General features: G+C 66.9%; 22 protein-coding genes. 10 read left to right on the top strand and 12 right to left on the bottom strand.

The annotated features are described in order from the left end of the window. Positions 1-203: 203 nt before the first annotated feature. From AB0J47_RS17070 to AB0J47_RS17060, 3 genes are read right to left on the bottom strand one after another with little or no spacing between them, the layout of a single operon-like run. On the bottom strand, positions 204-1,112 hold the full coding sequence (locus AB0J47_RS17070) for a sucrase ferredoxin (protein WP_364346341.1): 909 nt from the start codon (positions 1,110-1,112) through the stop codon (positions 204-206). Continuing rightward, positions 1,112-1,504, bottom strand: a complete 393-nt coding sequence (locus tag AB0J47_RS17065) for a hypothetical protein (RefSeq protein WP_364346339.1) — start codon at positions 1,502-1,504, stop codon at positions 1,112-1,114. Before AB0J47_RS17065 ends, AB0J47_RS17070 begins: the two co-directional genes overlap by 1 nt. A 9-nt stretch (positions 1,505-1,513) precedes the next feature. After that, positions 1,514-2,308, bottom strand: coding sequence for an alpha/beta hydrolase (locus AB0J47_RS17060; protein WP_364346337.1), 795 nt, complete (start codon positions 2,306-2,308; stop codon positions 1,514-1,516). Between the two features lie 157 nt (positions 2,309-2,465). Here AB0J47_RS17060 and AB0J47_RS17055 point away from each other — a divergent pair, with 157 nt between their 5' ends. Beyond that, positions 2,466-3,164 (top strand): class I SAM-dependent methyltransferase, encoded by a 699-nt coding sequence (locus tag AB0J47_RS17055; RefSeq protein WP_364346335.1) that lies wholly within the window; start codon positions 2,466-2,468, stop codon positions 3,162-3,164. Here the strand turns inward: AB0J47_RS17055 and AB0J47_RS17050 are convergent, their stop codons facing one another. Both AB0J47_RS17050 and AB0J47_RS17045 read right to left on the bottom strand, forming a co-directional pair. Beyond that, a complete protein-coding gene (locus tag AB0J47_RS17050) occupies positions 3,165-4,757 on the bottom strand; it encodes a DNA polymerase Y family protein (RefSeq protein WP_364346333.1) in 1,593 nt (530 codons plus the stop codon). 299 nt (positions 4,758-5,056) lie between these two features. Then, positions 5,057-5,746 carry a hypothetical protein gene (locus tag AB0J47_RS17045; RefSeq protein ID WP_364346331.1) on the bottom strand — a complete coding sequence of 230 codons (690 nt, stop codon included), beginning with the start codon at positions 5,744-5,746 and terminating at the stop codon, positions 5,057-5,059. Positions 5,747-6,123: 377 nt separating this feature from the next. Here AB0J47_RS17045 and AB0J47_RS17040 point away from each other — a divergent pair, with 377 nt between their 5' ends. Genes AB0J47_RS17040 through AB0J47_RS17030 form a run of 3 tightly spaced genes read left to right on the top strand, consistent with a single transcriptional unit; the run spans position 6,124 to position 8,752 of the window. Next, positions 6,124-6,723, top strand: a complete 600-nt coding sequence (locus AB0J47_RS17040) for a TetR/AcrR family transcriptional regulator (RefSeq protein WP_364346329.1) — start codon at positions 6,124-6,126, stop codon at positions 6,721-6,723. Continuing rightward, positions 6,720-7,571, top strand: coding sequence for a phytanoyl-CoA dioxygenase family protein (locus AB0J47_RS17035; protein WP_364346327.1), 852 nt, complete (start codon positions 6,720-6,722; stop codon positions 7,569-7,571). Before AB0J47_RS17040 ends, AB0J47_RS17035 begins: the two co-directional genes overlap by 4 nt. 53 nt (positions 7,572-7,624) lie before the next feature. Then, positions 7,625-8,752, top strand: a complete 1,128-nt coding sequence (locus AB0J47_RS17030) for a serine/threonine-protein kinase (RefSeq protein ID WP_364346325.1) — start codon at positions 7,625-7,627, stop codon at positions 8,750-8,752. A 392-nt stretch (positions 8,753-9,144) separates the two neighbouring features. Here the strand turns inward: AB0J47_RS17030 and AB0J47_RS17025 are convergent, their stop codons facing one another. From AB0J47_RS17025 to AB0J47_RS17015, 3 genes are all read right to left on the bottom strand, one after another. After that, positions 9,145-9,780 (bottom strand): response regulator transcription factor, encoded by a 636-nt coding sequence (locus AB0J47_RS17025; protein WP_062983336.1) that lies wholly within the window; start codon positions 9,778-9,780, stop codon positions 9,145-9,147. Between the two features lie 328 nt (positions 9,781-10,108). Further along, on the bottom strand, positions 10,109-11,368 hold the full coding sequence (locus AB0J47_RS17020) for a PspC domain-containing protein (protein WP_364346540.1): 1,260 nt from the start codon (positions 11,366-11,368) through the stop codon (positions 10,109-10,111). 224 nt (positions 11,369-11,592) lie between these two features. Further along, positions 11,593-12,741: a VCBS repeat-containing protein gene (locus AB0J47_RS17015; protein WP_364346323.1), complete on the bottom strand. Its 1,149-nt coding sequence runs from the start codon at positions 12,739-12,741 to the stop codon at positions 11,593-11,595. Positions 12,742-13,106: 365 nt separating this feature from the next. Here AB0J47_RS17015 and AB0J47_RS17010 point away from each other — a divergent pair, with 365 nt between their 5' ends. From AB0J47_RS17010 to AB0J47_RS16990, 5 genes are all read left to right on the top strand, one after another. Continuing rightward, entirely contained in the window at positions 13,107-13,751 is a 645-nt protein-coding gene (locus tag AB0J47_RS17010; RefSeq protein ID WP_364346321.1) for an MspA family porin, read from the top strand. 120 nt (positions 13,752-13,871) lie between these two features. Continuing rightward, positions 13,872-17,906: an AAA family ATPase gene (locus AB0J47_RS17005; protein WP_364346319.1), complete on the top strand. Its 4,035-nt coding sequence runs from the start codon at positions 13,872-13,874 to the stop codon at positions 17,904-17,906. 85 nt (positions 17,907-17,991) lie between these two features. Next, a complete protein-coding gene (locus tag AB0J47_RS17000; protein WP_364346317.1) occupies positions 17,992-19,836 on the top strand; it encodes a PspC domain-containing protein in 1,845 nt (614 codons plus the stop codon). Continuing rightward, positions 19,829-20,041, top strand: a complete 213-nt coding sequence (locus AB0J47_RS16995; protein WP_364346315.1) for a hypothetical protein — start codon at positions 19,829-19,831, stop codon at positions 20,039-20,041. Before AB0J47_RS17000 ends, AB0J47_RS16995 begins: the two co-directional genes overlap by 8 nt. Before the next feature lie 57 nt (positions 20,042-20,098). Beyond that, positions 20,099-20,281, top strand: coding sequence for a hypothetical protein (locus tag AB0J47_RS16990; RefSeq protein WP_364346313.1), 183 nt, complete (start codon positions 20,099-20,101; stop codon positions 20,279-20,281). On the opposite strand, the gene AB0J47_RS16985 is transcribed toward AB0J47_RS16990, so the two are convergent. Both AB0J47_RS16985 and guaA read right to left on the bottom strand, forming a co-directional pair. Continuing rightward, entirely contained in the window at positions 20,269-20,724 is a 456-nt protein-coding gene (locus tag AB0J47_RS16985; protein ID WP_364346311.1) for a hypothetical protein, read from the bottom strand. The two genes, AB0J47_RS16990 and AB0J47_RS16985, sit on opposite strands and share 13 nt — an antisense overlap. A 75-nt stretch (positions 20,725-20,799) precedes the next feature. After that, positions 20,800-22,368 (bottom strand): glutamine-hydrolyzing GMP synthase, encoded by a 1,569-nt coding sequence (gene guaA / locus AB0J47_RS16980; RefSeq protein ID WP_364346309.1) that lies wholly within the window; start codon positions 22,366-22,368, stop codon positions 20,800-20,802. Between the two features lie 66 nt (positions 22,369-22,434). On the opposite strand from guaA, the gene AB0J47_RS16975 reads away from it, so the two are divergent. Next, positions 22,435-23,235 carry an alpha/beta fold hydrolase gene (locus tag AB0J47_RS16975; RefSeq protein WP_364346307.1) on the top strand — a complete coding sequence of 267 codons (801 nt, stop codon included), beginning with the start codon at positions 22,435-22,437 and terminating at the stop codon, positions 23,233-23,235. A gap of 46 nt (positions 23,236-23,281) precedes the next feature. Here AB0J47_RS16975 and AB0J47_RS16970 read toward each other — a convergent pair whose 3' ends face one another. Then, entirely contained in the window at positions 23,282-24,454 is a 1,173-nt protein-coding gene (locus AB0J47_RS16970) for a GuaB3 family IMP dehydrogenase-related protein (RefSeq protein ID WP_364346305.1), read from the bottom strand. Between the two features lie 402 nt (positions 24,455-24,856). After that, a complete protein-coding gene (guaB, locus tag AB0J47_RS16965; RefSeq protein WP_364346303.1) occupies positions 24,857-26,401 on the bottom strand; it encodes an IMP dehydrogenase in 1,545 nt (514 codons plus the stop codon). Positions 26,402-26,622: the final 221 nt, after the last annotated feature.

Below are 26,622 nucleotides of genomic sequence, written 5' to 3'. Positions count from 1 at the left end.
CCGCGAACGGGACATGGTTGCGGTGGATTCCGCCGCAACCATGTCCCGTTCGGCGTTCTCGGCCGAGCACGAGGCAACGGCCAGCGCACCACCCTCCACATTGAACGCGCACGGTGTCGCGCACCGTCGACCGCAAATCGGGGCCGGGCACATCCGGCAGACGGGTCAGGCGTCCCCAGCGCGATCCAGCCGTTGGACCACGATCAGCCCGTGATCAAGCGCTGTATCCGATCGGCCACGACCGCGGTGACCGGTTTCGGTACGGCACCGCAACTGGCCTGGCGCGGTGGAAGTTCGACCGTGCGAGTTGTCACCTGCCAGCGGCGGCCGTCGCGATGGGTAACCACGGCCAGAGCGGAATCGGTTGCGGTGGAATCGGTTTCGAGACGGACGGTGAGATCATCGAGTCTTGCCGAAACTTGGTCGCGCACCGCGATTTCCGCGACCTGCTCGACCGGATGGTGACCACTGCGACCTCGCAATCCAGCCAAGGAAACCGCACCGCGTTCCACGGCTTCGACCGCCGCGATGGCGGCCGCGGTATCGACACGGCCGTAGGTCAGGCCGGAGGGCAACAACACCATGGCAGGCGCGAAGCGATGGCCGCCGGTGTGCGAGCACTCCCAGACCCGGTCCGGATAGTCGGCGGCCAGATTCGCCGCGATCGGACGGCCGAACAGCGCACAGCACTGATCGCGTTTTCCGTGCGCGCACACCAGGACCAGCGAATCACGCACGGGTGCGCCGATTCCCGGCGGCGGGCCGTTCAGCAGGTCGAGGTCCAGGTCCAGCAGCTGCTTCAGGTCGGTGATCTCGAAACGTTCGCACCAAAAACCCTGCGGGCGCGAGCTGGCGATCAAAACCGTTCGAACACCGGCGAATTCATTGCGGCCCGGTCGCCGGATCAGCGTCGGACGAACCCTGGCGGCAACGGTACGGGCGGCGAGCTCGGCAGTGATCTCCTGGCCGAGCACTTCGTCACCGATCACATCCCGGCCCCACGCCCCCGGCTGCTCGACGCACAACCACCCCGACACCCGAGTCGCCGTACCGGGCAATGGCACATCGACCGCGGCCGCCGCCGAGCACAGCATCCCTTCGAATCCGGTCATCAATCCAACGTCTGTCCGTCGGCGAACGCCACGTCCCAGCGGCCGTCGGCCTTGGCCCGATCGATCTCGGCCTGTCCGGCCGGGTGCATCAGCCCCTGCTCGATCAGCTCGGCGACCAGGCCGATATTGCGCAGCGACCATGGGCTGCGCTTGCGCCGCGGAGTGAAGCCGACCTGCCAGAACTCCGCATCCTCACCGCGCGCCTGCCCATCGATCCAGCCGAAGCACAGTGCCTGCCGCAGCGCGCCGGCATGATTCAGCGACGCGCGTCCGGAGCCCTTTTTGGTGAAGCGCAGCCAGACCCCGTCCACCGTGGCGTGGTTGGCCAGGAGCCAGTCGCGGAACGACTGCTCGTCAGGGAAGAACAGAACCGGACGGTCTTGCGCGGACACCGCTTCACTCTAGATAGCGGCGGGTGGGAGCGTCGCGAGGAACGGCAGCACGGTCGCCTCGAATTTCCGGTAACGGTCGCGGTGGATGCTGTGGCCGCAGGTGAAAGCGGTCACCGCGCATTCCGGGATGGTGTCGCGCAGAATGGCCAGCTTCTCCGGATCGACCATGCCGCCGGGGCCGCCGCGCAGCACCAGTGTGGGCGCGGCGATATCGGCGAGCCGATCCCACCACTCCGGATGCGGCTTGCGGAACTGTTCGAGCGCGGTCCGCGTCATCGAGCGATCGAAGGCGAGCACCGCGCGCGGATGCCGGATCAGGCTGGTGGTGGCATGCCAGAGTTCGGGAATGGTCGGGAAGCGACGGGTCAGCTTCACCTCTTCATCGCCGGAACGCAGCGGCATCGGACACTCCTCGATGACCAGTCGCCGCACCAGTTCGGGCCGTTCCTGCGCGACACAGGAAACCGCGAAACCGCCCAGCGAATGTCCGACCAGATCCACCGAAGCCAGCTCGAGCCGGTCACACAGGTTCAGCACGTCGGCGCCGAATTCGGCGAAGAGATAGGACTCGGTGTGCGCGCTACGGCCGTGCCCGCGCAGATCGGGAATGATGACCCGCCGCCCGGCCCGCACCAAGGTATGCGCGAACCGATCCCAGGTATGCCCGTCCCCGCCCATACCGTGCACCAGCACCACCGGCGCGCCATCGCCCACCACGGAGTCCCGATAGGCGATCTGCACGCCGTCGAGCACAGCCCTGGTCAACGCCAAATCCACGATTTCCGAGGTTACCGGTATTGTCATGCGCCCACCCCGACTTGTCACACGCATCACTCCCCATCGGCCCCACTAGCCCCAGACATCCCCCGCCGCCACAACCACATGCGGCGGCTCGACGAAGTCGTTCTCGGGTACCGAAATTGGCTGGCAAATGCCGGGGTGTCGCGACAATACTGCGGCCATGCCCTCCTTCGCCGACTTCGATCGCCGCAACTATCACACCGTCGACGTCGCCGCCGGATACGACGGATGGGCGCCGACGTATGAGCAGACCGTCATGGACGAGATGGATCTCGCCTTGCTGAATCGGCTGCGGCAACCGGATTGGGTTGGGGTACAACGCGCCGCGGATCTCGGCTGCGGGACCGGGCGGACCGGAGCTTGGTTGCGGGAGAAGGGAATTCGCCATATCGATGGCGTCGACGTGAGCGCCGGAATGCTGACGCGCGCACGGGAGCGCGGGGTGCACACCACCCTTGCCCAGGCGGACGTGCGTGACACCGGATTGACAAGTGGCGCATACGATTTGGTGATCTCCTCGCTGATCGACGAGCACCTGGACGATCTGACGCCCTTCTACGCCGAAGCCTGGCGGCTGGCCGCACCCGGCGGCATTTGTGTCACGGTCAGCTATCACCCGCAGTTCATGATGGTGACCGGCATGCCGACGCACTACACACCCGCGTCCGGTGAGCCGGTCGCGATCAGCACACATCTGCATTTGATCAGCGAGCAGGTGTCTGCGGCATCGGCGGCGGGCTGGGTGCTCACCGAGATGGTCGAGGCGCTGGTGGATGACGCGTGGATCGCGGCCAAACCGAAATGGGCGCAGCTGCGCGGACATCCGTTCACGCTGGCGCTGGTGTGGTCGCGCACGTAGTCAGTCGTAAAGCCCCTCGGCGCGCCAGGTCTGATCGTTGTAGATGAGCAGCAGCACACGGACATCGGCTGGTTCCCCGGCGAGTTGCACTTGAATGCGGGCGGCGATGCCGGCGCAGAGGGTGGCGGATTCCGGGGTCCACCAATGTTCGTCCACCGGCCATGGACCAGCCCAGCCCGCAAGAGGCCACTGCTTGCTGCCCCAGCGCAGCAGGGCTGGGTCGGTGGTGAAAAGGCCGCGGTCGGTGACCTGCACGGGCGTCCCGTCGGCGGCCTCCAGACACACCACCGGCCGGTTCACCAGGATCACCGCTGGTGCGGGGCGGGGCAGGCGACCGGGCCACGGCAGGGCCGGGTCGGCGGCCGGAATCGGCTCGTCACCGAGGGCGACCATGGTGATGCGTTCGGCGGGTCCACGACCGCCGCTGAGCACGCCGACCTGGACCGCCTCGCCGCCGAGCAGACCCTGCACCCGGATCAGGGCGCGGCGGGCCCGCTCGTCCTGCTCGCCGACGCCGCCCCATAGACCGAGCTGAAGTGCGCTCGCCGCAACGACTTCGACGGGTTCCAGGCGCAGCAGTGTGATCGGTGCGGTCGGCCGGTCGCGGCGGGTGAGCCAGCCGTCCAGTTGCCAGCGCACCCGATCTGCGGTGCCCTCCGGGGTCAGCGGTTCGGCGCACCGCCAGATGCGCGACAGTTGTTCGCCCGCCTCGGTTTCCGCGAACACCGACAACCGGGTGCAGGCCATCGAGGCTTTGGACAGCGCCTCGTGCAACTGGGCGGCGAGCATGCGTCCCGCGAAGGCAGCGGAATCGACCCGATCGATCGGCGGATCGCAGCGGTACTGCACCGTCAGATCCTTCGGCGGCCGACGCGCGGACGGCGGACGCTCCGGCACGGCCCTTGCGCAGCGATGTGCCAGCACGGCATCGGCGCCGAAGCGCGAGGTGACCTCGCTCGGGGTCAGCGCGGCGAAATCACCGATCCGCCGTAATCCCAAGCGGTGCAACAGATCAACCAGATCGGTGCGCTCCGGTGCGGACAGACTCGGTTCCAGTGCGAGTTCGCGCACCGGCAGCGGCGCCAGAAAACGCGCACCCCCGCCGGGCGGCACGATCGCGGTGAAACGCGCCGCGATCACCGCCGTGGACAACTCGTCGGCAATGCCGATCTGCGCCTCCACCCCCACCGCCGCGGCCGCGTCGAGGAGCCGTTCGGCCGCCGCCTCCTCGGACCCGAAAAACCGTGCCGCACCCCGCGCACCGAGCACCAACAGCCCCGGACGCAGCACCTCCACCCCCGGCACCGTCGCATCGATGGCCGCCACCACCGGCTCGAACAATCGCGCATCGCGATCCGGATCCACCTGCGCGACATACACATTCGGACACCGCGCCTGTGCCTCGCGCTTGGTCAGCCCACGCCGCACCCCCTCGGCCCTGGCAATGGCCGAACACTCCACCACCTTATTGGCGAACAGCACCGCGACCGGCCGCGTAGCGGGCACCCGCGCCACCGCCGCCGTCACCGCCGACCAGTCCGGACACCACAGGGCCAGCACCCGCGCCCCACCCACCCGACTCGGCCGGATCACCACCCCACCCCTCCGGGCACCCCGCACAACAACTGGGCACCCCGTGACGGACCATCGGCCCCAGTGCTGCCGCACCGTCCGAATCCGGGACCGATGCGACAGTCGGCCGTTGTTCGCCAACGACCGTTGCTTGTGGCAGCGAGTGTCACTGCGTCCGAATCACGCCAGCGCACCGAACGTCACCTCACTCGCGGGCGGCACTGCGCTCGCCTTGGCTCGCCGCCGCGTCGAACTCCGAATCGACGGGGAAGGCCGCTTCGCGCAGCAGAACTCATGACGCGCAGTCGCCGAGGACCGACTCATGACGCCGCACCGTGCGCCTCGACGGTCGCTTCATCGGCCGCGGCGACCGTTTCCAGTGCCACCCATTCCACTCTGCTCGAACCGGAACGCAGTTCGATTCGGCCGTGGCAGGGTGGGCCGGCCTTGCCGCGGACCGCGACCTCCAGGCGGAGCGAGCGGAGGCGGCCCCGGCCCGCGCCGAGTCCGCCGTACCCGGCGATGCGGGTATCCACGCGCAGGGACGGATTGGGCCAGCGGCCGTCGGTAACTACCAGAGTGGCCCCTTTGCTGCGCGCACGTGCGGCGATGACGCGGGTGCGGGACGGAGCGACGGCGGCGCCGGCGAGGCCGAGCACCACCAGATCGAGGCCGTCGAGCAACACCGCGGCCACCTCTACCGGATCCGGCCCGGGATCGGCGACGACGGCGAGACGCTGCAACTGCGCCCCCATCTCGACCGCGGCGAGCAGCCCGAGCCGCGGCATTCCGACCACCGCGGCATGCCCACCGCCCTCGGTCACCGCGGCGAGTAGGCCAGCCAGCAGCGAACTCGCACCCGAATAGGCCACCACCGACCCCTTGACCAGGCCGCCGTCAGGCAACAGCTCGGCAAGGGCGGGCGGCACCGCGAGCGCTTCCCTGCGCAATTCGGCGGCGCGCGGAATCCGCTCGGCCGCCGCTTCCCCGCGCCCGGGGATCGCCGCCATCCGTCGGCGCAGCTCATCCAGTGTCGGTTTATCCCTCGGCGGCGTCCTGTCCCGCCGTCTCCCCGCCCCTGAATCCTCATCCGAACCCATCACAACCACCTACTTCCAACGATGGACCCGAGGCGAAGGCGCGGCCCGAACCTCCACGAACAAGAGTTCAGCACCGATCCAGCTATCGATCGCTATCGAATATACGTTCGATACTCGCTCAGTAGAAACCCACCCCCGACTTCCGTCAAGTACGCGCGTGGGCCTCGATCACTTCGCAATGCTGCTGTTGTTTTTGAGTTGAACTCAACTTAAGATCGGATCATGAACGAGCGAGACACAACCGACATGTCGGCCATAACGGAGGCGAGCGCCAGCGAGGCGCAGTCATGACCGACCAGGAATGGACCGGACGCGGCGCGACAGCACGCAGACGGCTACTGGAGGCGGCGCACGCGGAGCTGAGCGAGACCGGCGAACTCGAGGTTGCCGCCGTCGCCCGCCGCGCCGGGGTCAGCGTCGGGCTGCCCTACCGATACTTCGGCTCGCGCAGCGGCCTGCTCACCGCCGTCATCACCGACTTCTACGACCGACTCGGCGAAAACGTCACCTATGCGGAATTCGCCGGAAAGGATTGGCGCGAACGCGAACACGCGCGCGTGGTTGCCTGGGTGAACTTCCTCTACGACGATCCGCTCGCCCCCGTCGCACTCGGACGATTCGGTGACGCCGAGGCGGCGGGCGTGGAACGGCAACGGCTGCAGCAGGCGATCGAGGTCGGCATCCGAAATATGGCGCAAGGCCAGCGCCAGGGCATGGTGCCCGCGGACCGCGATCCGGAATTGCTCGTCGCGGCCGTCCTCGGTGGTGTGCATATGGCCGTTGCGGTGGCGCTCACCCGCAGTCCGCGCCCGGACCGTGCCGTCGTCGCCGATCAGGTATGGGAATTCGTGGCCGGGGCAACCGGCGCAGGGAAGGAAGAACAATGAGCTATACACAACCGGAGGTCGAACGACTCGAGGACCTCGCGGGCAACCTGTCTCGAACCCATCGCGCGATCCACGAAGCACGCGATGTCCCCGCCGCGCAGATGGACGCCGATCTCACCGCGCTCGATCGCGACGGCTACGTGATCCTCGAGGGCCTGCTCGACTCGGCGCAGTGTGCGGCACTGCGCGCAGAACTCCTGCCCCTGCTCGGCCCGAACGGGCGAAATGCGTTCGAGGGCCACCGGACTCAGCGGCTCTACAGCGTGCTCGGCAAGACGCGCATGGTCGATCAGCTGGTCGACCATCCCCGCGTGCTCGCCCTCTTGGATCGACTTCTGCTGCCCGGATATCTGCTGTCGCAGTTGCAAATCATCAATATCGCCCCCGGCGAAAACGCCCAGCTCCTGCATCCCGACGACGGCTTCTATCCCGTGCCGCGACCACGAAAGGCATTGTCGGCGGCCACCATCTGGGCGCTCGACGAATTCACCGCCGAAAACGGCGCGACGATGCTCATCCCGGGCAGTCATCGCTGGCCGGACGGTCGGACGCCACAGGAGGACGATGTGCGCGTACCCGGCGTCATGCCCGCCGGATCGTGCGTATTCTTCCTCGGCACCCTCTGGCACGGCGGCGGCGCGAACCGCTCGGCTAGCACGCGATTGGCCGCCACCGCGCAGTACTGCGAGCCGTGGTTGCGCACCCAGGAGGCCTTTACTCTCTCGACCGATCGCGATACGGTGCGCGCGGTATCACCCGAAATCCGGCGCATGCTCGGCTACAGCATTCATCCGCCCTTCATCGGCATGGTGGACGGTATGCACCCGGATCGTCTGCTGACGCAATAACCGGCACGGCGCGAATCAGGCCAGCTGGCCACGTTTTCCGCTAACCTGCACCCGTGACCGAACGCGCTCGTCCTATTGTCGGCCCCGATTATCTGGTTGCCGGCCGCTACCGTCTGCAGTCGAAGCTGGGCGGCGGCGGTATGGGTGCGGTATGGCTCGCACACGATCGCCTGCTCAACCGGGACGTCGCGATCAAACAGGTGCTTTCCACCGCCGGACTCCCGGAGGCGCAGGCCAATGAGATCCGCAACCAGATCATGCACGAGGGCCGGGTCGCGGCCAAGCTCTCGCATGAGCACGCCATCGCCGTCTACGACGTGGTGCTGGAGGCCGGCGAACCTTGGCTGGTGATGGAGCATCTGCCATCACGCAGTGTCGCAAGGGCATTGGCGCTGGTGAACGCGCTGCCGCCGATCGAGGTGGCGCAGATCGGGGCGCAGGTCGCCGATGCGTTGGCGGCCGCGCACGCCGCGGGCATCGTGCACCGCGATATCAAACCGGGCAATATTCTCGTCGCCGACCGCGGACCCGTCGTCGGGATGGCCAAGCTCAGCGACTTCGGCATCTCGCGTGGTGCGACCGAAAACCCCGACGAACCGGACGGCGTGATCACCGGCACCCCTGCCTATCTCCCCCCTGAGGTGGCGCGCGGCGCGCAGCCGACCACGGCCAGCGATGTGTTCTCCCTCGGCGCCACGCTCTACACCGCGATCGAAGGACAACCGCCGTTCGGTATGGACGACGACACCGATGCCGTGGTCTATCGCGCGGCCATGGCCCAGATCATCCCGCCCAGCCGCAGCGGCATGCTCACCAACGCGCTGCTGCACATGATGGAACCCGCCCCGCAGCGCAGGCCGACCATGGCTGAGGCGCGCGACGAAATCCTCACCGCCGCATTCGGTCCCGGCACCGGACCGTATATCCTCGGCGCTCCGGTGCGCACCGAGGACGGCACCATTCCGGCATGGGCCGCCCGCAATTCGGCATCAGGCCTGCGCAGTCCGCACTCGACTCCGCTGCCGCGCCCACACCGCAGCAACACCTCCGGCCCCGCGGCCGCGGCACCCCAGCGCCCGAAGGCGAAGTCGAAGGAAGCGAGCAACGCCCCGCTCGCCATCGCCATCGGCCTGCTGATCGGCCTGGTCCTTATCATCGCCATCATCATCGCGATGATGTAATCCGCTGCGCCGCAGCCTTTCAGCTGCCGCATGACTGCGCAGCAGGCACGCTTCGAGTACGCAACCTTGCACTACGTACGAAATGGCACCACGCCACAAATTGCACCGCGCCGCGAACGAAATGGCGTGGCGTGCATGCACCAACTCTGGCACCGAGCGGACGAGCTGGGCTCGCCGCGCACAAACCGGCCCGCCGCAGACCGGCCCGGCACGCACGAACCGCCCGTCGTGCACAAACTGACCCGCACGCACAAATTCGCCCGGCACGCACAAACGGCCCGCCGCCCACAAACCGACCCGGCACGCACGAACTTGTCCGCAGCGCACCAACTTGCCGGGCGAAACCGTGCGCGGCGAGCGAATACGTACGCGGCGCGCCAGAATGCGCGAAGTCAGTCGATGCGGCGCCGGTGGGCCCAACGGGTGAGCGCGTTGCGGTTGGACTGCTGGGTCTTGCGAAGCACGTTGGAGGCGTGTGTCTCAACGGTTTTCACCGAGATAAAGAGCTTCTCCGCGATTTCCCGATAGGTGTAGCCGCGGGCGAGCAGCCGCAGCACCTCCAGTTCGCGCGGGGTGAGCGAATCCAGTTCGGGATCCAGCGGCGGCTCCGGCACCGGCGATTTGCCGGTGAACGAGTCGAGTACGAAACCGGCCAACCGCGGGCTGAACACTGCATCGCCACCGGCGACCCGTCGAATACCATCGGCCAGTTCGGATCCCGAAATCGTCTTGGTCACATAGCCGCGCGCACCCGCACGGATCACCGCGATCACATCCTCGGCGGCGTCGGAGACGCTCAATGCCAGGCATACCGGACCGTCATCGATGCCCGACAGCACCGCGACCCCGCCACCGTCGGGCATGTGCACATCGAGCAGTACGACATCCGGACGCGCGGCATTGATTCCGGCGACCGCCTCGGCCACGCCCCCGGCCTCCCCGACGACCTCCATATCGGTCTCCCGGCTCAATTCGGCCCGCACGCCCGATCGGAACACGGCGTGATCATCGACGAGAAAGACCCGCACGGCCACCTACTTCTCCTCACCCTCGGTGGAGCGACCCACCCTGACGCACGGACCGCCCGCAGGCCGTCCGCACTTCATCGGTACCACAACTGCCACCGCATCTGTCGTCATCCAAAGTCACCAACCGTGCCGCGTCATCGGAGCGACCGATGCGACGCCTCGAATGCGCTTCCCACCAACCGGACCGCTCGCGCGAACGGCCCGATCCGAACGCCTTCGACAGCGTCCCGAGTTCCGGCGATGCGACATCATCGGCCCACGGCAGATCATGTAACCCGTCTCACGGCCGAACGCCGTCAGCACGGAGCCCGTCGCACGACGGGCACGATCATTGACGATTGCGAACCGACTGTCGCACCTCATCACACTGTTCGTCCCCCACCGACGCCTCGTCGGCCCGATCCTGATCACCGGAATCGGTTCGCGGCATAATGATCCGCACCTCGGTGCCCCGACCGGGCGTGGACAGTATCTCCACTTGACCGCCGCGCCGCTCGATCCTGGCCCGAATAGATTTCGCGACACCCCGCCGATCCTGTGGCACCGCCGCGATATCGAATCCGGCTCCGCGATCGCGCACGAAGATGCTCACCTGATGCGGTTCCGCCTCGGCGAACAGATCGATCTCCGGGACGCCCGCATGTTTGGCGGCATTCACCAGCGCCTCCCGGCTCGCGCCGAGCAATGCGGTGAAATGCTCCTTCGGCAGGCCGGATCCGCTGTCGGCGCCGTCCATCGTCACATCGCCGACGGTGACCGGAGTCACCTTCACTCCGTGCTGATCCTCGACCTCGCCCGCGATCGTGCGCAGCGCCACGGCCAGGCTCGACTGTGCCGGCCCGGAATCCTCGAAGAGCCAGCGGCGCAGTTCCCGCTCCTGACTGCGCGCCAGCCGGGCAACCTCTTGCGGATCGTCGGCTTGACGCTGGATGAGCGCCAAGGTCTGCAGCACCGAATCATGCAGGTGGGACGCGATTTCCTCGCGTTCCTCATTGCGAATGCGGGCCGCGCGCTCGGCATTCAGCGCGCGCATCATGCGCAGCCACAGCGGCACCGTCAGCAGACCGGCACCGATCAGCGTGACCGCCACCGCGATCAGCGCCGAGCCGAGCGAGCTCAGATCGATCCTCGCCAGCACCACCACACCGAGTCCGAGCACGATCATGGTGATCCCGGCGACGATGCGCGCCCAAGTCACCACCGAGGGACGCGCTGGCAGGCCGAGCAGCGACCGCGGGCCGTCGGTGTCATATTCGCGCCACACCAGCGCCGCACCCACCGCCACCACGACGATCGGCACGATCACCTTCGCCGCGGTACCGCTGAACAGCCACGACACCCCGACCGCGAGCCCGAGTCCGAGCAGGGCCAACCCGATCGCCTGCCGACGCTCCTTACCGGTCGGCTTCACCGCATCGTGGCCGCCCGGAGTGAAGATCCACAGCATCCCGTAGGCGACGATCCCCGCCCCCGCGAGCGCGGACAGCAATACGAATGCCATCCGCACCTTGAATACATCGAGCCCGAGATGATCGGCGACACCGCCGGCCACACCCCCCACGATCCGGCCACCCGAACGCCGCACCATCCGCGGATACGGCGGTGTGGGCGCGAGCGCCGGCGCGGCACCGAAGCGGCCAGGACCGGGCGTGAACCCGGGCGCGGCGCCGAACCCCCGTGGATCGGCCCCCCGAGCAGCATCGAACGCGGGCACGGACGGGTACATGCCTTCGATACTGGCACGGCCCACCGACAACCGACCATCAGGAATCACCCTGATCTTCGCCGGTGACAGGGCCCCGTAGCGGTCGATCAGGCGGAGTAGTCGATAGCGGGCCCGAAGGTGCCGTCGCCGTTGCCGTAGCGCAGGGTGATGTTCCCCGAGCCGGTGTTGCCGATGACCGTGTCGATCTTTCCGTCGCCGTTGAAGTCGGCGAGAATCGGGGTGGACAGGGGGACGAGCCCGCCGGAGGGGTAGGTGTGCGGCGGACCGAAGGTGCCGTTGCCGGTACCGAGCAGCACGCTGAGGCTGGAGGTGCCGCCATTGGCAACCACCATGTCGAGCATGCCGTCGCCGTTGAGGTCGGCGAGGTCGAAGCACTGCGGGAGCAGACCACCGGTTTGATATGCCGCGAGCGCGCCGAAGGTGCCGTCACCATTGTTGAACAGCGTGGATACGCTGCCTGCGACAAGGTTGGAGAAGAGGATGTCGGGCTTGCCGTCGGCGTTGATGTCGCGCGCCATGCCGTACCAGGCGGTCAGGGCACCGTCGCCGAACGTGGTCGGGGCGGCGAAGGTGCCGTCACCGCGACCGCGGTAGATCTGGATGGTGCTGTTGACGTAATTGCCGCGTAGCAGGTCGAGGTTGCCATCCCCATCGAAGTCTGCGATGTCGGCGGACCCGGAGCCGACACCCAGGTTGCTGGAGACGGTGTATGCCGAAAAGAAAGTGCCATCGCCCTTGCCCCGGAGCACCGACCATGACGGGGCCTGATTGGAGGTGGCCAAATCAGGGTTGCCGTCGTGGTCGAAGTCGCCGACGACCACAGCCCCGGGGGCCAGGTCCGTCGCGTAGTCGACGGCCTCGGCGAAGGTGCCGTCGCCGTTGCCCATCAGTATGGAGACATCGCTCGTGGTGAAGTTGGTGACGGCCATATCGAGTTTGCCGTCGTGGTCGAAGTCCGCGATGGCGACATAGTCCGCCTGACCGCCGGTGGCGTAGCGGACGGCGGGCTGGAAGCCTCCGCCGGGCCTTCCCAAGAAAACCGACACTCCGAATCCGAGCACGAAATCACTGAATACGACGTCGGTGTAGCCGTCGCCGTTGAGATCGGCGATCGCGGGAACCGCTGGGCCCGTCAGATTGGGGAGCAAATCCGCGGATGCTGGAGTGCTGGGGAAGGCGGTACCCGCCAATGCCGCAGCGACGCAAGCGCTGACGACGAATCTGGTGCGTAACACTTGTCTCTCCCGTAGGACCGATATCAGCAGAACGCTACGGCGTTCTCAGACGTGGTGATCTTGCACAGGCCGCCGATTCCTGTCCGGTCCGGACAAGAAAGCCACGCTGAACTGCCGTTCTTCTCTCGAGCTAGACAGCTTGCGACGTCAGCAGCGGACAACCGACGGATCCGCCGCCGCCCCGGGCACCGCCGGACCGGATAACTGCCGCAAGGCATGTCTACCAGTGCTTTTCAGATCGAATACCGATCAATGGCTTAGGCAGCTCACAGTCCCACGCCATACGTTTCTTCCGGGTCGGAAACGTCCCACTGAACACCGGGACTCGCGCCGCAGGGGGCCGAGCACAGGTTCGGGGAGGAATCATGAACATCAAGTCGGTACTGCTCACCGCCGCCACCTTGGTCGGAATCGCCGTGGCGGGTGCGCCATTCGCCGCCGCCCAGGGGATGGCGCCGCATGAGAAGAACTACGCGGGCCCAGGGGGGTTCGAGCTCACCGTGGGCCATATGGACGAGCAGTTTCGCCCCGTCCCCCCGCTCAACGGAATGCCGACCAACCGAGAGGTGTTCCTGGACAACACCTTCTACGGCACCATCCCCGCTAATGCGAGGGGCACCATGAAGGCGGGCTACCTCGTCGCCTGTGCGGTCGATCTCGATCTCACGGTCGATATCCAGGCCGGGATCGGCTTCGACGCCGGGTTCAGCATCGGTGTCAGCGGCAGTGGCGATTCGACGTCACCGAACTTCGATGCCAGCATCGGCCCGAAGATCTACGCCGGAGTCAGCCTCGACATGTCGATCAGTCCCGGCGAGATCAAGCCGATCGAAGTGGGCACCAAGGACCTGGCTCTCGGCGGCACCGGCTATCTGGTCAGTCACGACTACCACCTGCTGGTCAAGAATTGCGGCGGAGGGCTCACCATCCAGTCCTATGTGACCCTCACGGCCGACACACCCGATGTCACCGCCGCCGACGCGGTGACAGGAGACCGGATCTTCCTGTAATTCGGCAGCACCACAGCGGCCGTGTGATCGACGATCGCACGGCCGCTCGACCGGTCATGCACCTCGAACCGGCTAAGTTGTCCCTATGTCTGTGTCGCCCAAAAAGATCGGGCGCACGTGGTGACCGAGGACACCACCGCCGAGGCTCGGGGGGAAATCCGATCACCGCGTGCGATTTTCGCGCATCGATTCGCCGATCTCTATGCCGCCGCGGGCAATCCGACGCTGCGACGGGTCGCTATGGCGGCTGAAACGCGGATGCGGGCCGCGCAAGGTAAGCGGGCCGCCCCGAGTGCTTCGGTGCAGCGGATCAGCGATTGGAAGGCGGGGCGCAATGTTCCGGCTCGCTTCGAATCGATGCTTCCGGTCGTACTCACCCTGATCGACCTGGCCAAGAAGGCCGAGTCGCAGGCCAGTCGGCAGTTGCTGGAAGTGCGTGAGTGGCAACGGCTCTGGCAGGCCGCCATCACCTGGACACCGAATGACGAGGACGACGCGGCCTGTCCCTACCTGGGACTCACCTCCTATCGCGAGCAGCACCGGGACATCTTCTTCGGCAGAACCCGATCCACTGCCGAACTCGTCGATTTGCTCCAGGACGCCGCCGCCGACGCGGATGGAGTCGTCGTGCTGATCGGCGCATCGGGTGCGGGCAAGTCCTCGCTGTTGGCCGCGGGACTCATACCCGCGGTCACCGACAACTGGTCGACCACCGCGATGACACCCGGGGCGAGGCCACTGCTCGCACTGGCCAAGGCTTTTCACGCGGACAAGGCGATAGCGAAGCCATCCGCCGACGAGGTGTGCGCGGCTCTCGACCAGTGGAGCGCCGATCAACGTCGGCTGCTGATCGTGGACCAGTTCGAGGAGTTGTTCACCGCCTGCTCGGATGAACGCGAGCGCGAAGCTTTCCTGAATGTCTTGGACCGCTGCGCGACTCGAGCCGACGATGCCCTCACCGTCGTCATCGCCCTGCGCGCCGATTTCTATGCCCAGTGCCTCGACTACCCGATCCTGCAGCACGCTCTCGAACACCGCGGCTATCTGCTCGGCCCCATGCGGCTGGACGAACTGGCCCAGGCACTCATCGGGCCGGCCAACCACGCCGGGCTCGAACTGGAGTCCGGCCTGGCAGAACTGGTGATCACCGAACTCTGCGGAGTCGGCGATCACGAGAACCGCCAGAGCTACGATCCGGGTGCACTCCCGCTGCTCTCGCACGTCATGGCCGCCACCTGGCAGCACCGCGAAGGCCGCAAACTGACCGTCGCCGGATATCGCAAGGCGGGCGGTGTCATCGGCTCCATCGCCGCCACCGCCGAACAGGCATGGAGCGAACTATCCGACACCCAGCAGTCCTGCGCGAAGGATGTGCTGCTCGGACTCGTTGCCGTCGCCAATGATTCGCGCGATACCCGGCGCATCGCTGTCCGTCCGAACCTGCTGCAACGCACCACCGACCCGGTATCCGCCACGGCCGCACTGGAGCTGCTGGCCCGCACCCGCCTGATCACCCTCGACTCCGACTCGGTGTATCTGACCCACGAGATCGTGCTGGACGCGTGGCCGCGACTGCATACCTGGATCGATGAGGACCGCGTCGGCTACCTGGTCCGGCAGCGGTTGGAAGCCGATGCCGCGGAATGGGATTCGACCGGACAGGATCCCTCACTGCTTTATCGGGGCACCCGGCTCGAGACCGCTCTCGGTCATGTCGATCCGCCCATGGTCGGCGGCCAGATCCGCAGCTTCCTCGAGCGTTCCCGAGCCGCGCGAACGCATACCCGCAGAAGGTCGTCGGTGACCCGGGTAGTCCTCGCCATGCTCGGCGTCGGCCTACTCGTACTCGGCACATTCGCCTACGCGCAGGTCGAGCTCACCAAACAGCAACGCAACGACAAGAACTTCGGATCCGTACTGGCAGAGGCCGATCGACTACAACAAATCGATCCATCGCTGTCCGCGCAGCTATATCTCGTTGCCGGACAACTCAGGCCGGGCGATCCGGAAGTGCGGGCGCGGTTGCTCGCGACCCAGAACGTCGCCCTCGCAACACCATTCGTCGCCCACGACGAGGGGATCAGGACCATCGCGTACCGACCCGACGGCCGGGTGCTGGCTTCCGCGAGCAACGACAACACCATCCGCCTCTGGGACGTCGCCGATCCGCGACATCCCCACCCGCTCGGCGAGCCGTTACGCCAATCCCCTTCCGGGGCGGCGTCCATGGCATTCAACGCTGCTGGCACGGTGCTCGCCACCACCGGCACTTCGGCGCGACCGCAGCTGTGGGATGTCCGTGATCCGGCGCATCCCCGGCTGTTCGGATCACCCCCGACGACCACCAGCGATACGGGTTATCTGGTGTCCTTCAGCCCGAACGGACGGACCCTGGCAGTCGGGTCCACGCGCGACAAAGGCATCACCCTATGGGATGTCGGCAACCCGGACGAACCGATCCAGGGTCGGTTCGTCCCCGCGCCGCACAATCGGGACCTGTCCGCGTTCGCGTTCAGCGGCAATGGAGGACTACTGGCGGTCGCGACCAGCGACTGGGACCACAGTATCGCGACGGTCGAATTGTGGTCCGTTCCGGACGCGGGGGAAATCACCCGCGCTGGAACACCATTCGAGGTGACCCACGATGTCGAAGCAATCCGGTTCAGTCCTGATAACACCACCTTCGCCCTGGCCGGTCCACGCCTGACCATACGACACACCTACGTCAGCGTGACCCAGTTATGGGCCGTCGAAAATCCCGCCCATCCGCGCCCGCTCGGAAATCCGTTGGTCGATAACGTGGTTCAGCAGCCCGTCCCCCTGCTCGCCTTCAGCCCGGACGGCCACACATTGGCGACCGGTGGTGCCACCGGCGCGAAACTATGGAATATCGCCGACCCCGCGCAGCCGACCCCGCTGGGCGCCCAGCTGTCGGCGATTCCGGCTCGCTGCCTCAACGACGCGAGAATTCCCACCCGCTGTACCGGTGAACCGACGGGACTGGCATTCAGCTCGGACGGCAAGATATTGGCCGTGGGCGGCACGGAGGGCGTCGTGCGGCTGTGGTCCCTGGCTCCGGCGGTTCTCACTGGACACACCGATTGGGGCAGGAGTCCGATATTCGATGGCACCGGCACCCGAATGGTGAGCGATTCCAGCGACGGCACATTCGCCATATGGGATACCGGTAATCCCCGGGAACCGGTCCGGATAGGGGAATTCAGGGCGAAACCGGGATCATCGATCCGGGCCCTGAGCCCTGATGGGAGGTCCCTGATAGCTCGGGACGGTCCGACGGGCCCGATGGTCCTTGTCGACATCTCCGACCCGAAGCGCATTCGGATATCGGGTGACTGGCAGGCATCGTCGCAATGGTCGCGCCTGGGCTTCAACCGCGACTGGACCCTGGCGGCGCAAACTCTGGCTCCCGAGGTAGACACCTTCCAACTCGCGAACATTACGGATCGCTCCCGCCCAGTGCTATTAGGGACACCGACATCCGTGGCACCCGCGCAGGTCCAAGCCATCGGATTCAATCCGACCGGCCCCACCCTCGCGATCATCGAATCGACCCTGTCCGAACCGAGTTCGCCGGCGATGGCCCTGCGAACCAGGCTGGCCCTGTGGGATATCTCGAACCCGGACCACCCTGTCCGGGTGGGTACATCCCCGCCGGAGCACTCGCCGCTGATGCTCGATGTGATCATGCACCCCGACGGCCGCACCGCCGTCACCGTGGCGAACGAAACCTTCCAGGTCTGGGACATCAGCAACCCGGCATCGCCCGAACCGATCGGTGACCGGGTCACCGCACATAATCTGGCGATCATCTCGACCTCGTTCAGTCCCGACGGCAAGACCATGGCCACCAGCGGAAATGACGGTTCGGTGCGGTTGTGGGACTTCACCGATCGCCGTCATCCCCGCCTTATGTCCAGCTCCATCGCGCCACCCGGCCCCAATGTCTGGTTCATCCAGTTCCATCCACACGGCGACTATCTGTCCGCGTCGAGTAGCGGTGGCGAGCGTCGACTGTGGGATCTGGACGAGCAGCACGCGATCGCACGCATCTGTCATGCCACTGCCACCCTCATGACTCCCGAACTCTGGCAGCGCTACCTGCCCCAACTCCCCTACCGTCCGCCATGCGACTAAGTAACCAAGAGACCGATTGGTCCTAAAGGATCAGCAATAGTTTCAGGGTTCCCCCCGATGTGCCGAAGCGCTGGTCACGCCCAGTATGGAAACCATGACGAAAACGAGCTTCGGCGATCAGATTCACCAGATGTGGCAGTCGCGGCCCGTCCGGTTGCCGCGGCAAGGTCCGATCGCGGGCGTCGCGGCCGGATTCGGGCAGCGATACGGGATCGATCCAGTGCTCGTGCGGGTCGCGCTCGTGGTGTCGACGATCTTCGGCGGAGCGGGCATTGTGCTGTACCTGCTCGCCTGGCTGCTGTTCAGCGAGGCGGGGGATCAGTCCTCGGCGGCCGAGTCGCTATTCGGCAAGGGGCACAGCTCGCAGTCGCAGACCAAGACCATCGTTCTGCTCGTGGCACTGGCCATCGCGGTCAGCACCATCGGACCGGTCGGCGTCGGACTGGCCGGCTCCGGCATGATCAGCATGGCGCTGATGCTGGCCGGTTGGTGGATGCTGCATATGCGAAACCCACAGCCGCCACCCGGCACGAGTTCACTCGGCGGCTTCGACGGCGGTCTCACCGCGACCGGCTACCCCGGGGCCGTATTCCCGCAGCGCACGATGCCCGGCGACTTCTACGCGCCGGAGACCAGCATGTACACGCCGTACACGAAGTTGCCGGACGCATATGTTCCGGACGCTCCGGCCCAAGCGGCACCTAATACCCCTGCGCAGCAGCCAGGTTCGGACACAGTTCGCTTGCCGGACGCCGAAAATGGCGACGCCGAAACCGAACTGATCGAAAATGACGGCACGCCAATCGACGCGGGCGCTACGCCAGCCGATCCAGACACCGTCCTGCTGGGTAAGGAAGATGCCGACACCGTCCTGCTCGACAAGGGCAACGCGGAAACCACGGCACCACCCACCGAGACCACAACGTCCGACAACGGAACAACGCCGGGAATTACCGCCTCCGCCTCGCCGCACACGACCGGCGGACCGTCCGGCGCGAGCGCAACGTCCAACACGAGCGCAACGTCCAACACGAGCGCGACCTCCGGCGCAAGCACAACCTCCGACGCAAGAACGACGGCCGACGAGAGCACGGCGTCCGGCGCAACAGGTCGCGACACCGCACAACCTGCCGCAACGTCCGGCGCGAGCGACACCGACTCGGAAAGCGGCGGTAGCTCATCGCGAACCGAATCCACTTCGCGCACAAGCACTCCCCCATCCCGTACAACGGCCGCGACACCTGCGCACCCCGCCGGACTCACCCCACCCTCCTGGGACCCCCTCGGCGTAGCCCCACTCGCCTGGGATCTCCCCGAACCCACCCCGACCCGCACCATCGTCGCGCCCCCGCCGAAGCGCCCCCGCTCCCGGCTCACTCCCGTGGTCCTCGGCCTGGCCATCCTGGCCGCCGCCGGCGCGGGTGCGCTGGCCGCCTCCGGCGTCGAATGGATGACTCCCGGACGCATCGCCGCAGTGGCGCTGGCGGTGATCGGGTTGGGTCTGGTCATCGGCGCATTCCTGCGCCGCGGCTTCGGCCTGCTCGTACTGACCGCACCACTGGCCGGATTCGTGGTGCTGGCCTCGATGCTCGGCCCGATCGAATTCGACAGCGCGACTATCGGCGATCGCACCTGGGCGCCGACCTCGATGACCGACCTTTCCTCGAAGTACGAGTTGACCATGGGAACAGGCACATTGGATCTGCGGTCGCTGAAACTGACCGAGAACCGGGCCGTCGAGGTCGCGGTCGGGCTCGGCGATGCCGAGATCCTGCTGCCCGAGGGTATGGCGGTACGCACCGATTGCACCGTCAACCTCGGAGATGTCAACTGCCCCACCGGTATTACCGGTCCGCATGCCGACGGCGCACCGGTGCTCGACCTGAAAGTCCATGTCCGGACCGGCAATGCGGAGGTGCACCGTGGCTGACCCCACCGATGACAATGTCACCAAGCGAGGGCCGTCCGTCTCCCTGCTGATCGTCGGACTGCTCGCCCTCGGCGTGAGCATCTGGGCCTTCATCGGCCCGGCCACCATGACCGCCACCGGTGTGGCCTCACTCGGCTGGGTCGTCGTGATCTCCGCCATCGTGGTCGGCATCCTGCTGGTCATTTCCCCGCGCAGCCCCCGCTGATCACACGAATGGCCCGTCCCCGGACGGGCCATTTCTTTCTGGAGGAGCAGAACACCAATGCCCAAGGAACAGTTCGACATCGACGACGACCCGACCGACCATACGGGAATCCCGATCGGCCGCTTCATGCCACTGACACCGAGCCGCAGTTACCTCGGCGGCGGCTTATTACTCGGGCAACTCATCCTCGGCCGCACACCGCCCGCCCACAACGAATCCCGAGACCACTACTCCATATAAGCCGGGCAGCCCAAATGCTCACTGATCCGGTCGAGTAGCCGCTGCATACTCACCCGCTGCTTGCCTTCGACACCCCGTGCGATCATCGGCACTATCCACCGCGCACTGGTCGCGACGTTGAACATCTGCTGGATCACCCGAGCACCCTTCGGATGCGGCAACACTCGACATTCGGCGCGAAACCATCGCTGCCCCTCGACGGCGAGCATCGCCTGCGCCCGATCCACCTGGACCCGAATCCCATTGGGATCGCCGGCGATCGCGGCCCGGAATTCACTCGGGCCGCCGCGCAACCGCATCCCGGGATCGGGCCCGTCGGCGAGGAAGAAGGCGTTGTCCGGACCGACCGGGCCGGCGCTCACCGCGGTGAGCAGCGCGGCCACCACCCCACACGGTGCCTCGACGACCGCGTTGACGGTGCAGAGCGGCTTCTTCGCTGCCATCCGGACCCCCTGGGGAACTGGTCTACCCGGCTGACGGTACTCCCGGAATCCGGCAAATCAGGCCCGATTGCGGGGTCACTCCCATTCGATGGTGCCCGGCGGCTTGCTCGTCACATCGAGGACAACCCGATTGACCTCGGCCACCTCGTTGGTGATGCGGGTGGAAATGCGCTCGAGTACGTCATAGGGAAGCCTGGTCCAATCCGCGGTCATCGCGTCCTCGCTGGAGACCGGACGCAGCACGATCGGATGACCGTAGGTGCGGCCGTCGCCCTGTACACCGACACTGCGCACATCCGCGAGCAGCACCACCGGGCACTGCCAGATCTGGCGGTCCAGTCCGGCGGCGGTCAGCTCCTCGCGTGCGATGGCGTCGGCCTGCCGCAGCGTCTCCAGACGGTCCGCGGTGACCTCGCCGACAATGCGGATAGCCAGGCCGGGCCCCGGGAAGGGCTGGCGGGCAACGATTTCCTCGGGCAGCCCGAGTTCGCGGCCGACCGCGCGTACCTCGTCCTTGAACAGCAACCGCAGCGGTTCGACGAGGTCGAACTCCAGATCGTCGGGCAGACCGCCGACATTGTGATGGCTCTTGATATTCGCGGTGCCGCTGCCGCCACCGGATTCGACGACGTCCGGGTAGAGCGTGCCCTGCACCAGGAACTCGACCTCGGGCTTGGCGCCGCCGCTCTGTTCGACGACGACCTCGGAGACCGCATCCTCGAACGACCGGATGAACTCCCGGCCGATGATCTTGCGCTTCTCCTCCGGATCGGTGACGCCCTTCAGCTCACCGAGGAACTTGTCCACCGCGTCGACGGTCACCAATTTGGCACCGGTCGCGGCGACGAAGTCCTGCTGCACCTGCTCGCGCTCCCCCGCCCGCAACAGGCCGTGGTCGACGAATACGCAGGTCAGCCGGTCGCCGATGGCGCGCTGCACCAGTGCGGCGGCGACCGCGCTGTCCACACCGCCGGAAAGCCCGCAGATCGCGTGGCCGTCGCCGATCTGCTCGCGCACCGAAGCGATCAGCGATTCGGCGATATTGGCCGGGGTCCAGGTGGGAGGGATTCCGGCGAGTTCGTGCAGGAAACGGCTGAGCACCTGCTGACCGTGCGGCGAGTGCAGCACCTCCGGGTGGTACTGCACACCGGCCAGCTTGCGGGCCCGATTCTCGAATGCGGCGACCGGAGCACCCGCGCTGGTGCCGGTGACCTCGAAGCCCTCGGGCGCGTCGGTAACCGCATCGCCGTGGCTCATCCACACCGGCTGTTTGGTCGGCAGGCCACCGTGCAGCAGGCCGCCGTCAGCACTGAGCTCGGTGCGGCCGTATTCGCGGGTGCCGGTATGCGCGACGGTGCCGCCGAGCGCCTGGGCCATGGCCTGGAAGCCGTAGCAGATGCCGAAGACCGGAATGCCGAGATCGAACAGCCGCGCGTCCAGCTGCGGCGCGCCATCGGCGTACACGCTGGATGGTCCGCCGGACAGAATCACCGCGAGCGGCTGCTTCTCGGCGATCTCATCCACGGTGGCGGTATGCGGGATCACCTCCGAATACACACTCGATTCACGGACCCGCCGGGCGATCAGCTGGGCGTACTGTGCGCCGAAGTCGACGACGAGGACCGGTCTCTGAGTTTCTGCCACTCGAACAGTTTAGTGAGGGGCTGAAATCGTCCCGCGCGGCCCCGCACCGCTGGTTATCCTCATGCCGTGCCCTTCGCCCGCGCGATAGACGCCGACATCCACTACGAGGACAGTGGCGGCGACGGTCCGGTGGTCTTACTAGCACACGAATTCTTCATGGACCGAACGATGTTCGCATCCCAGATGGCCGCGCTCGCACCGGAATTCCGGATCGTGTCGTGGGATGCGCGCGGACACGGCCGCACCAGGGACGAGGGGCTACCGTTCACCTACTGGACCGCCGCGCGCGACGCCCTTACCGTGCTCGATCATCTCGGCGCCGAACGCGCCGTGTTCGGCGGCACCGCGCAAGGGGGCTTCACCGCGCTGCGCACCGCGCTCATCGCACCCGAGCGGGTTTCCGCACTGATCCTGATCAGCACCGAAGCGCACGGCCCGACGCCCGAACAGTCCACTGCGACCCAGAAATTCCTGGACGAGTGGTACGACGACGGCTCCCGGCAGGAGGCCGTCGAACAGCTCGCGTACTGGCTGATCGGCGATGACGAGTGGTACCGGGCGATCTGGACCAAGCGCTGGCTGGCCCGCGACCGCAGCGGCATCGAGGTCGCCGCGGGCTGTCTACTCGGCCGCGATTCGGTATCGGACCGCTTATCCGAAATCACCTGTCCCGCCTTGGTGATTCACGCCACCGACAGCGGTATCGCCCGCGACCGCGCCCAGCAGCTGGCCACCGGTCTCCCCGCAGCGCAGTTCGTCGAGATCGCCGGCGCACGACTCGCGGTCACCATGACCCACCCCGAACCGGTCAACCACGTCATCCGACAGTTCCTCCGCGAGCAGTCCGTCCCCACCCACGCCCGCTGACCCCGCCGGCTCGGAGAGCCACCGTTCGACTACTGTCGGCGAATGGTCAGGCGTGGACGCTCAGGCCGACCCGCTGGAATTCCTTGAGGTCGGAGTAGCCTGCCTTGGCCATCGAGCGACGCAGGCCGCCAACGAGATTCAGTGAGCCGAACGGGTCGTCGGAGGGGCCGTACAGCACCCGCTCCAGGCTCGGACGCACCGTCTCGCCGGTATCACCGGACAGCTCGCCGCCCAGATCCCACGGATCCTCCACGTGCAGCAGCGAACCGCGCGGCACCGACGGATGCGCGGCCGAGGACGGCCAGTACCAGCCGCGGCCCGGCGCCTCTGCGGCCAGGGCCAGCGGCACACCGAGCATGGCGGCATCGGCGCCACAGGCGATGGCCTTGGCCAGCTGACCCGAGGTGGCGATATCACCGTCGGCGATCACGTGCACATAGCGTCCGCCGGTCTCGTCCAGGTAGTCGCGACGCGCGGCGGCGGCATCGGCGATGGCCGTCGCCATCGGCACCCCGATGCCGAGCACCTCGCCGGTGGTCGTCGCGCCCGGATAGGAGCCGTAGCCCACGATGACGCCCGCGGCGCCGGTGCGCATCAGATGCAGCGCGGTCTTGTGATCGCTCACGCCCCCGGCCACCACCGGCACATCCAGTTCGGCGATAAAGGTCTTGAGGTTCAACGGCTCACCGTCGCCGACGTGTTCGGCGGAGATGATGGTGCCGTGCACCACGAGTAGGTCGATCCCGGCCTGCAGCAGCGCGGGGGTCAGCGCGCGTGCGTTCTGCGGGCTCACCCGCACCGCCACCGTCACACCGGCGGCCCGCACCTGCGCGACCGCGGCGGCCAGCAGATCCGGCTGCATCGGCGCGGCATGCAATTCCTGCAGCAGCCCGATGGCACGTTCGTAACCACCCTTGCCGACAAGTTCGATCAGCTGGTCGATCTTCGCGGCGACATCGGCGTGCCGGGCCCACAGTCCCTCGCCGTTGATGACGCCGAGTCCACCGAGCCTGCCGAGTTCGATGGCGAACTCCGGCGAGACCAGCGCATCGGTGGGGTGTGTCAGGAACGGGATCTCGAATCGGTAGGCGTCCAACTGCCACGCCAGAGATACCTGCTTCGACGAACGAGTCCGCCGCGACGGGACGATATCGACATCGTCCAGTTCATAGGTACGCCGGGCGGTCCGACCCATACCGATCTCGACCATGTCGCGCACGCGTGCTCCTTAGTTTCGGCCGCGCGCGGCGCGGCGTGTTCACGACTCTGTTGGATTAGCAGCACCCGCAGCACTGCGTGTTCGCTCGCCCGTGGTCCCGCTGACCCGGTCGAGCGACCTGCGTGCAGTCGCCGCGTCCGAGCCGTCGAGACTCGCGACTGCGTCGCATGGGCTTCGACGATCCGGCTGCCACGCCGCGAGGGTCGCTCGCAAGGACCCGCTCCGTCGTGGTCGCATATCGAGCCGTCGATCGCGAACAGGCGACTACGTCCGGGGGCGCGGGCCGGGACTCGTGGTCCCGTCCCTACGCCGCGCGAGGCCGTGGGTTATGCACCTCGATGACCGCGAACACGGTCAATCATGCACGGACCATCCCGTCCAGTACACAACCCGTCAAGCAGGCTAGCCGCGACCAGTGTAGTTGGGCGCCTCGACGGTCATCGTGATGTCGTGCGGGTGGCTCTCCTTGAGCCCCGCCGCGGTGATCTGCACGAACTGTGCCTCCTGCAGATCCGCGATGGACTGCGACCCGGTGTAGCCCATGGCCGCGCGCAGCCCGCCGACGAGCTGATGAATCACCTGGTTGACCGGTCCACGGAAGGGCACCCGCCCCTCGATGCCCTCGGGCACCAGCTTGTCTTCGGCGAGCACGTCGTCCTGGAAGTAGCGGTCCTTGGAGTAGGACTTGGCCTGCCCGCGGCCCTGCATGGCACCCAGCGATCCCATGCCGCGGTAGCTCTTGAACTGCTTGCCGCCCACCAGGATCAGCTCACCCGGCGACTCGGCGGTACCGGCCAGCAGCGAGCCGAGCATCACGGTGGACGCGCCCGCCGCGATGGCCTTGGCGATATCACCGGAGAACTGGATGCCGCCGTCGGCGATCACCGGAACGCCGTACGGCTTGCACGCGGCAACGGCCTCGAGAATCGCGGTGATCTGCGGGGCGCCGACACCGGCGACCACGCGGGTGGTGCAGATGGAGCCGGGACCGACACCGACCTTCACCGCATCCGCACCCGCCTCGACCAGCGCGGCCGCACCGGCCCTGGTGGCCACATTGCCGCCGACGATCTGGATGCGATCGCCGACCTCGGCCTTGACCTTGGTCACCATCTGCAGCACACCGGCCTGATGACCGTGCGCGGTATCGACGATGAGTACGTCGACCCCGGCATCGGCCAAAGTCATAGCGCGCGACCAGGAGTCCTCGCCGACACCGATCGCGGCGCCGACGAGCAGGCGGCCGTCACGGTCCTTGGTGGCGTTCGGGTACTGATCGGTCTTGACGAAGTCCTTGACCGTGATGAGTCCGCGCAGGCGGCCGTTACCGTCGACGATCGGCAGCTTCTCGATCTTGTGGCGACGCAGCAGACCGAGCGCGGCCGCGGCGGTGACGCCCTCCTGCGCGGTGATCAACGGCGCCTTGGTCATCACATCGGCGACCCGACGGTTCTGATCGACCTCGAAGCGCATATCGCGGTTGGTGATAATGCCCACAAGCGCGCCGGTCTCATCCACCACCGGCAGGCCGGAAATGCGGAAGCGGGCGCACATCGCGTCGACCTCGGCGAGAGTGTCGGTGGGGCGACAGGTCACCGGGTCGGTAACCATGCCTGCCTCGGACCGCTTGACGGTCTCGACCTGCGCGGCCTGATCGGCGGCGGCCAGATTGCGGTGCAACACACCCATGCCGCCTGCGCGCGCCATTGAGATGGCCATCCGCGCCTCGGTCACGGTGTCCATGGCGGAACTGCAGAGCGGGGTGCGCAACCGGATCTCGCGGGTCAACTGGCTGGAGGTTTCCACCGAGCTCGGGATGAGATCCGAAGCGGCCGGCAACAACAGCACATCGTCGAACGTGAGGCCGAGCATGGCGATCTTGTTCGGATCGTCACCACCCGTAGGAGGGCGGACCGCGATTCGTTCGCCCGATACGGGATTACTCATTCGGATCGACTCCTCCTGGACGTCGAAAGCAACGAACGCCGGGGTGGCCGGCGTCGTGGAAGCTGATGGGATGGACGGTGGCGGCGCCGGCAGCGCTGTCGGATACTGGCCGGGGCCTGTCACCATGGTATCTGTCCCGCAAACACGCCGATGAACTGAGCCCACCACCGAAACTGGCGCGCCACATAGCTGGCGAAGACCACCCTGTTCTGCGTACCGTG

It is taken from the genome of Nocardia sp. NPDC049737 (genome assembly GCF_040674755.1).
Classification (GTDB): domain Bacteria; phylum Actinomycetota; class Actinomycetes; order Mycobacteriales; family Mycobacteriaceae; genus Nocardia.
This window is presented reverse-complemented; position numbering and strand designations above follow the sequence as displayed.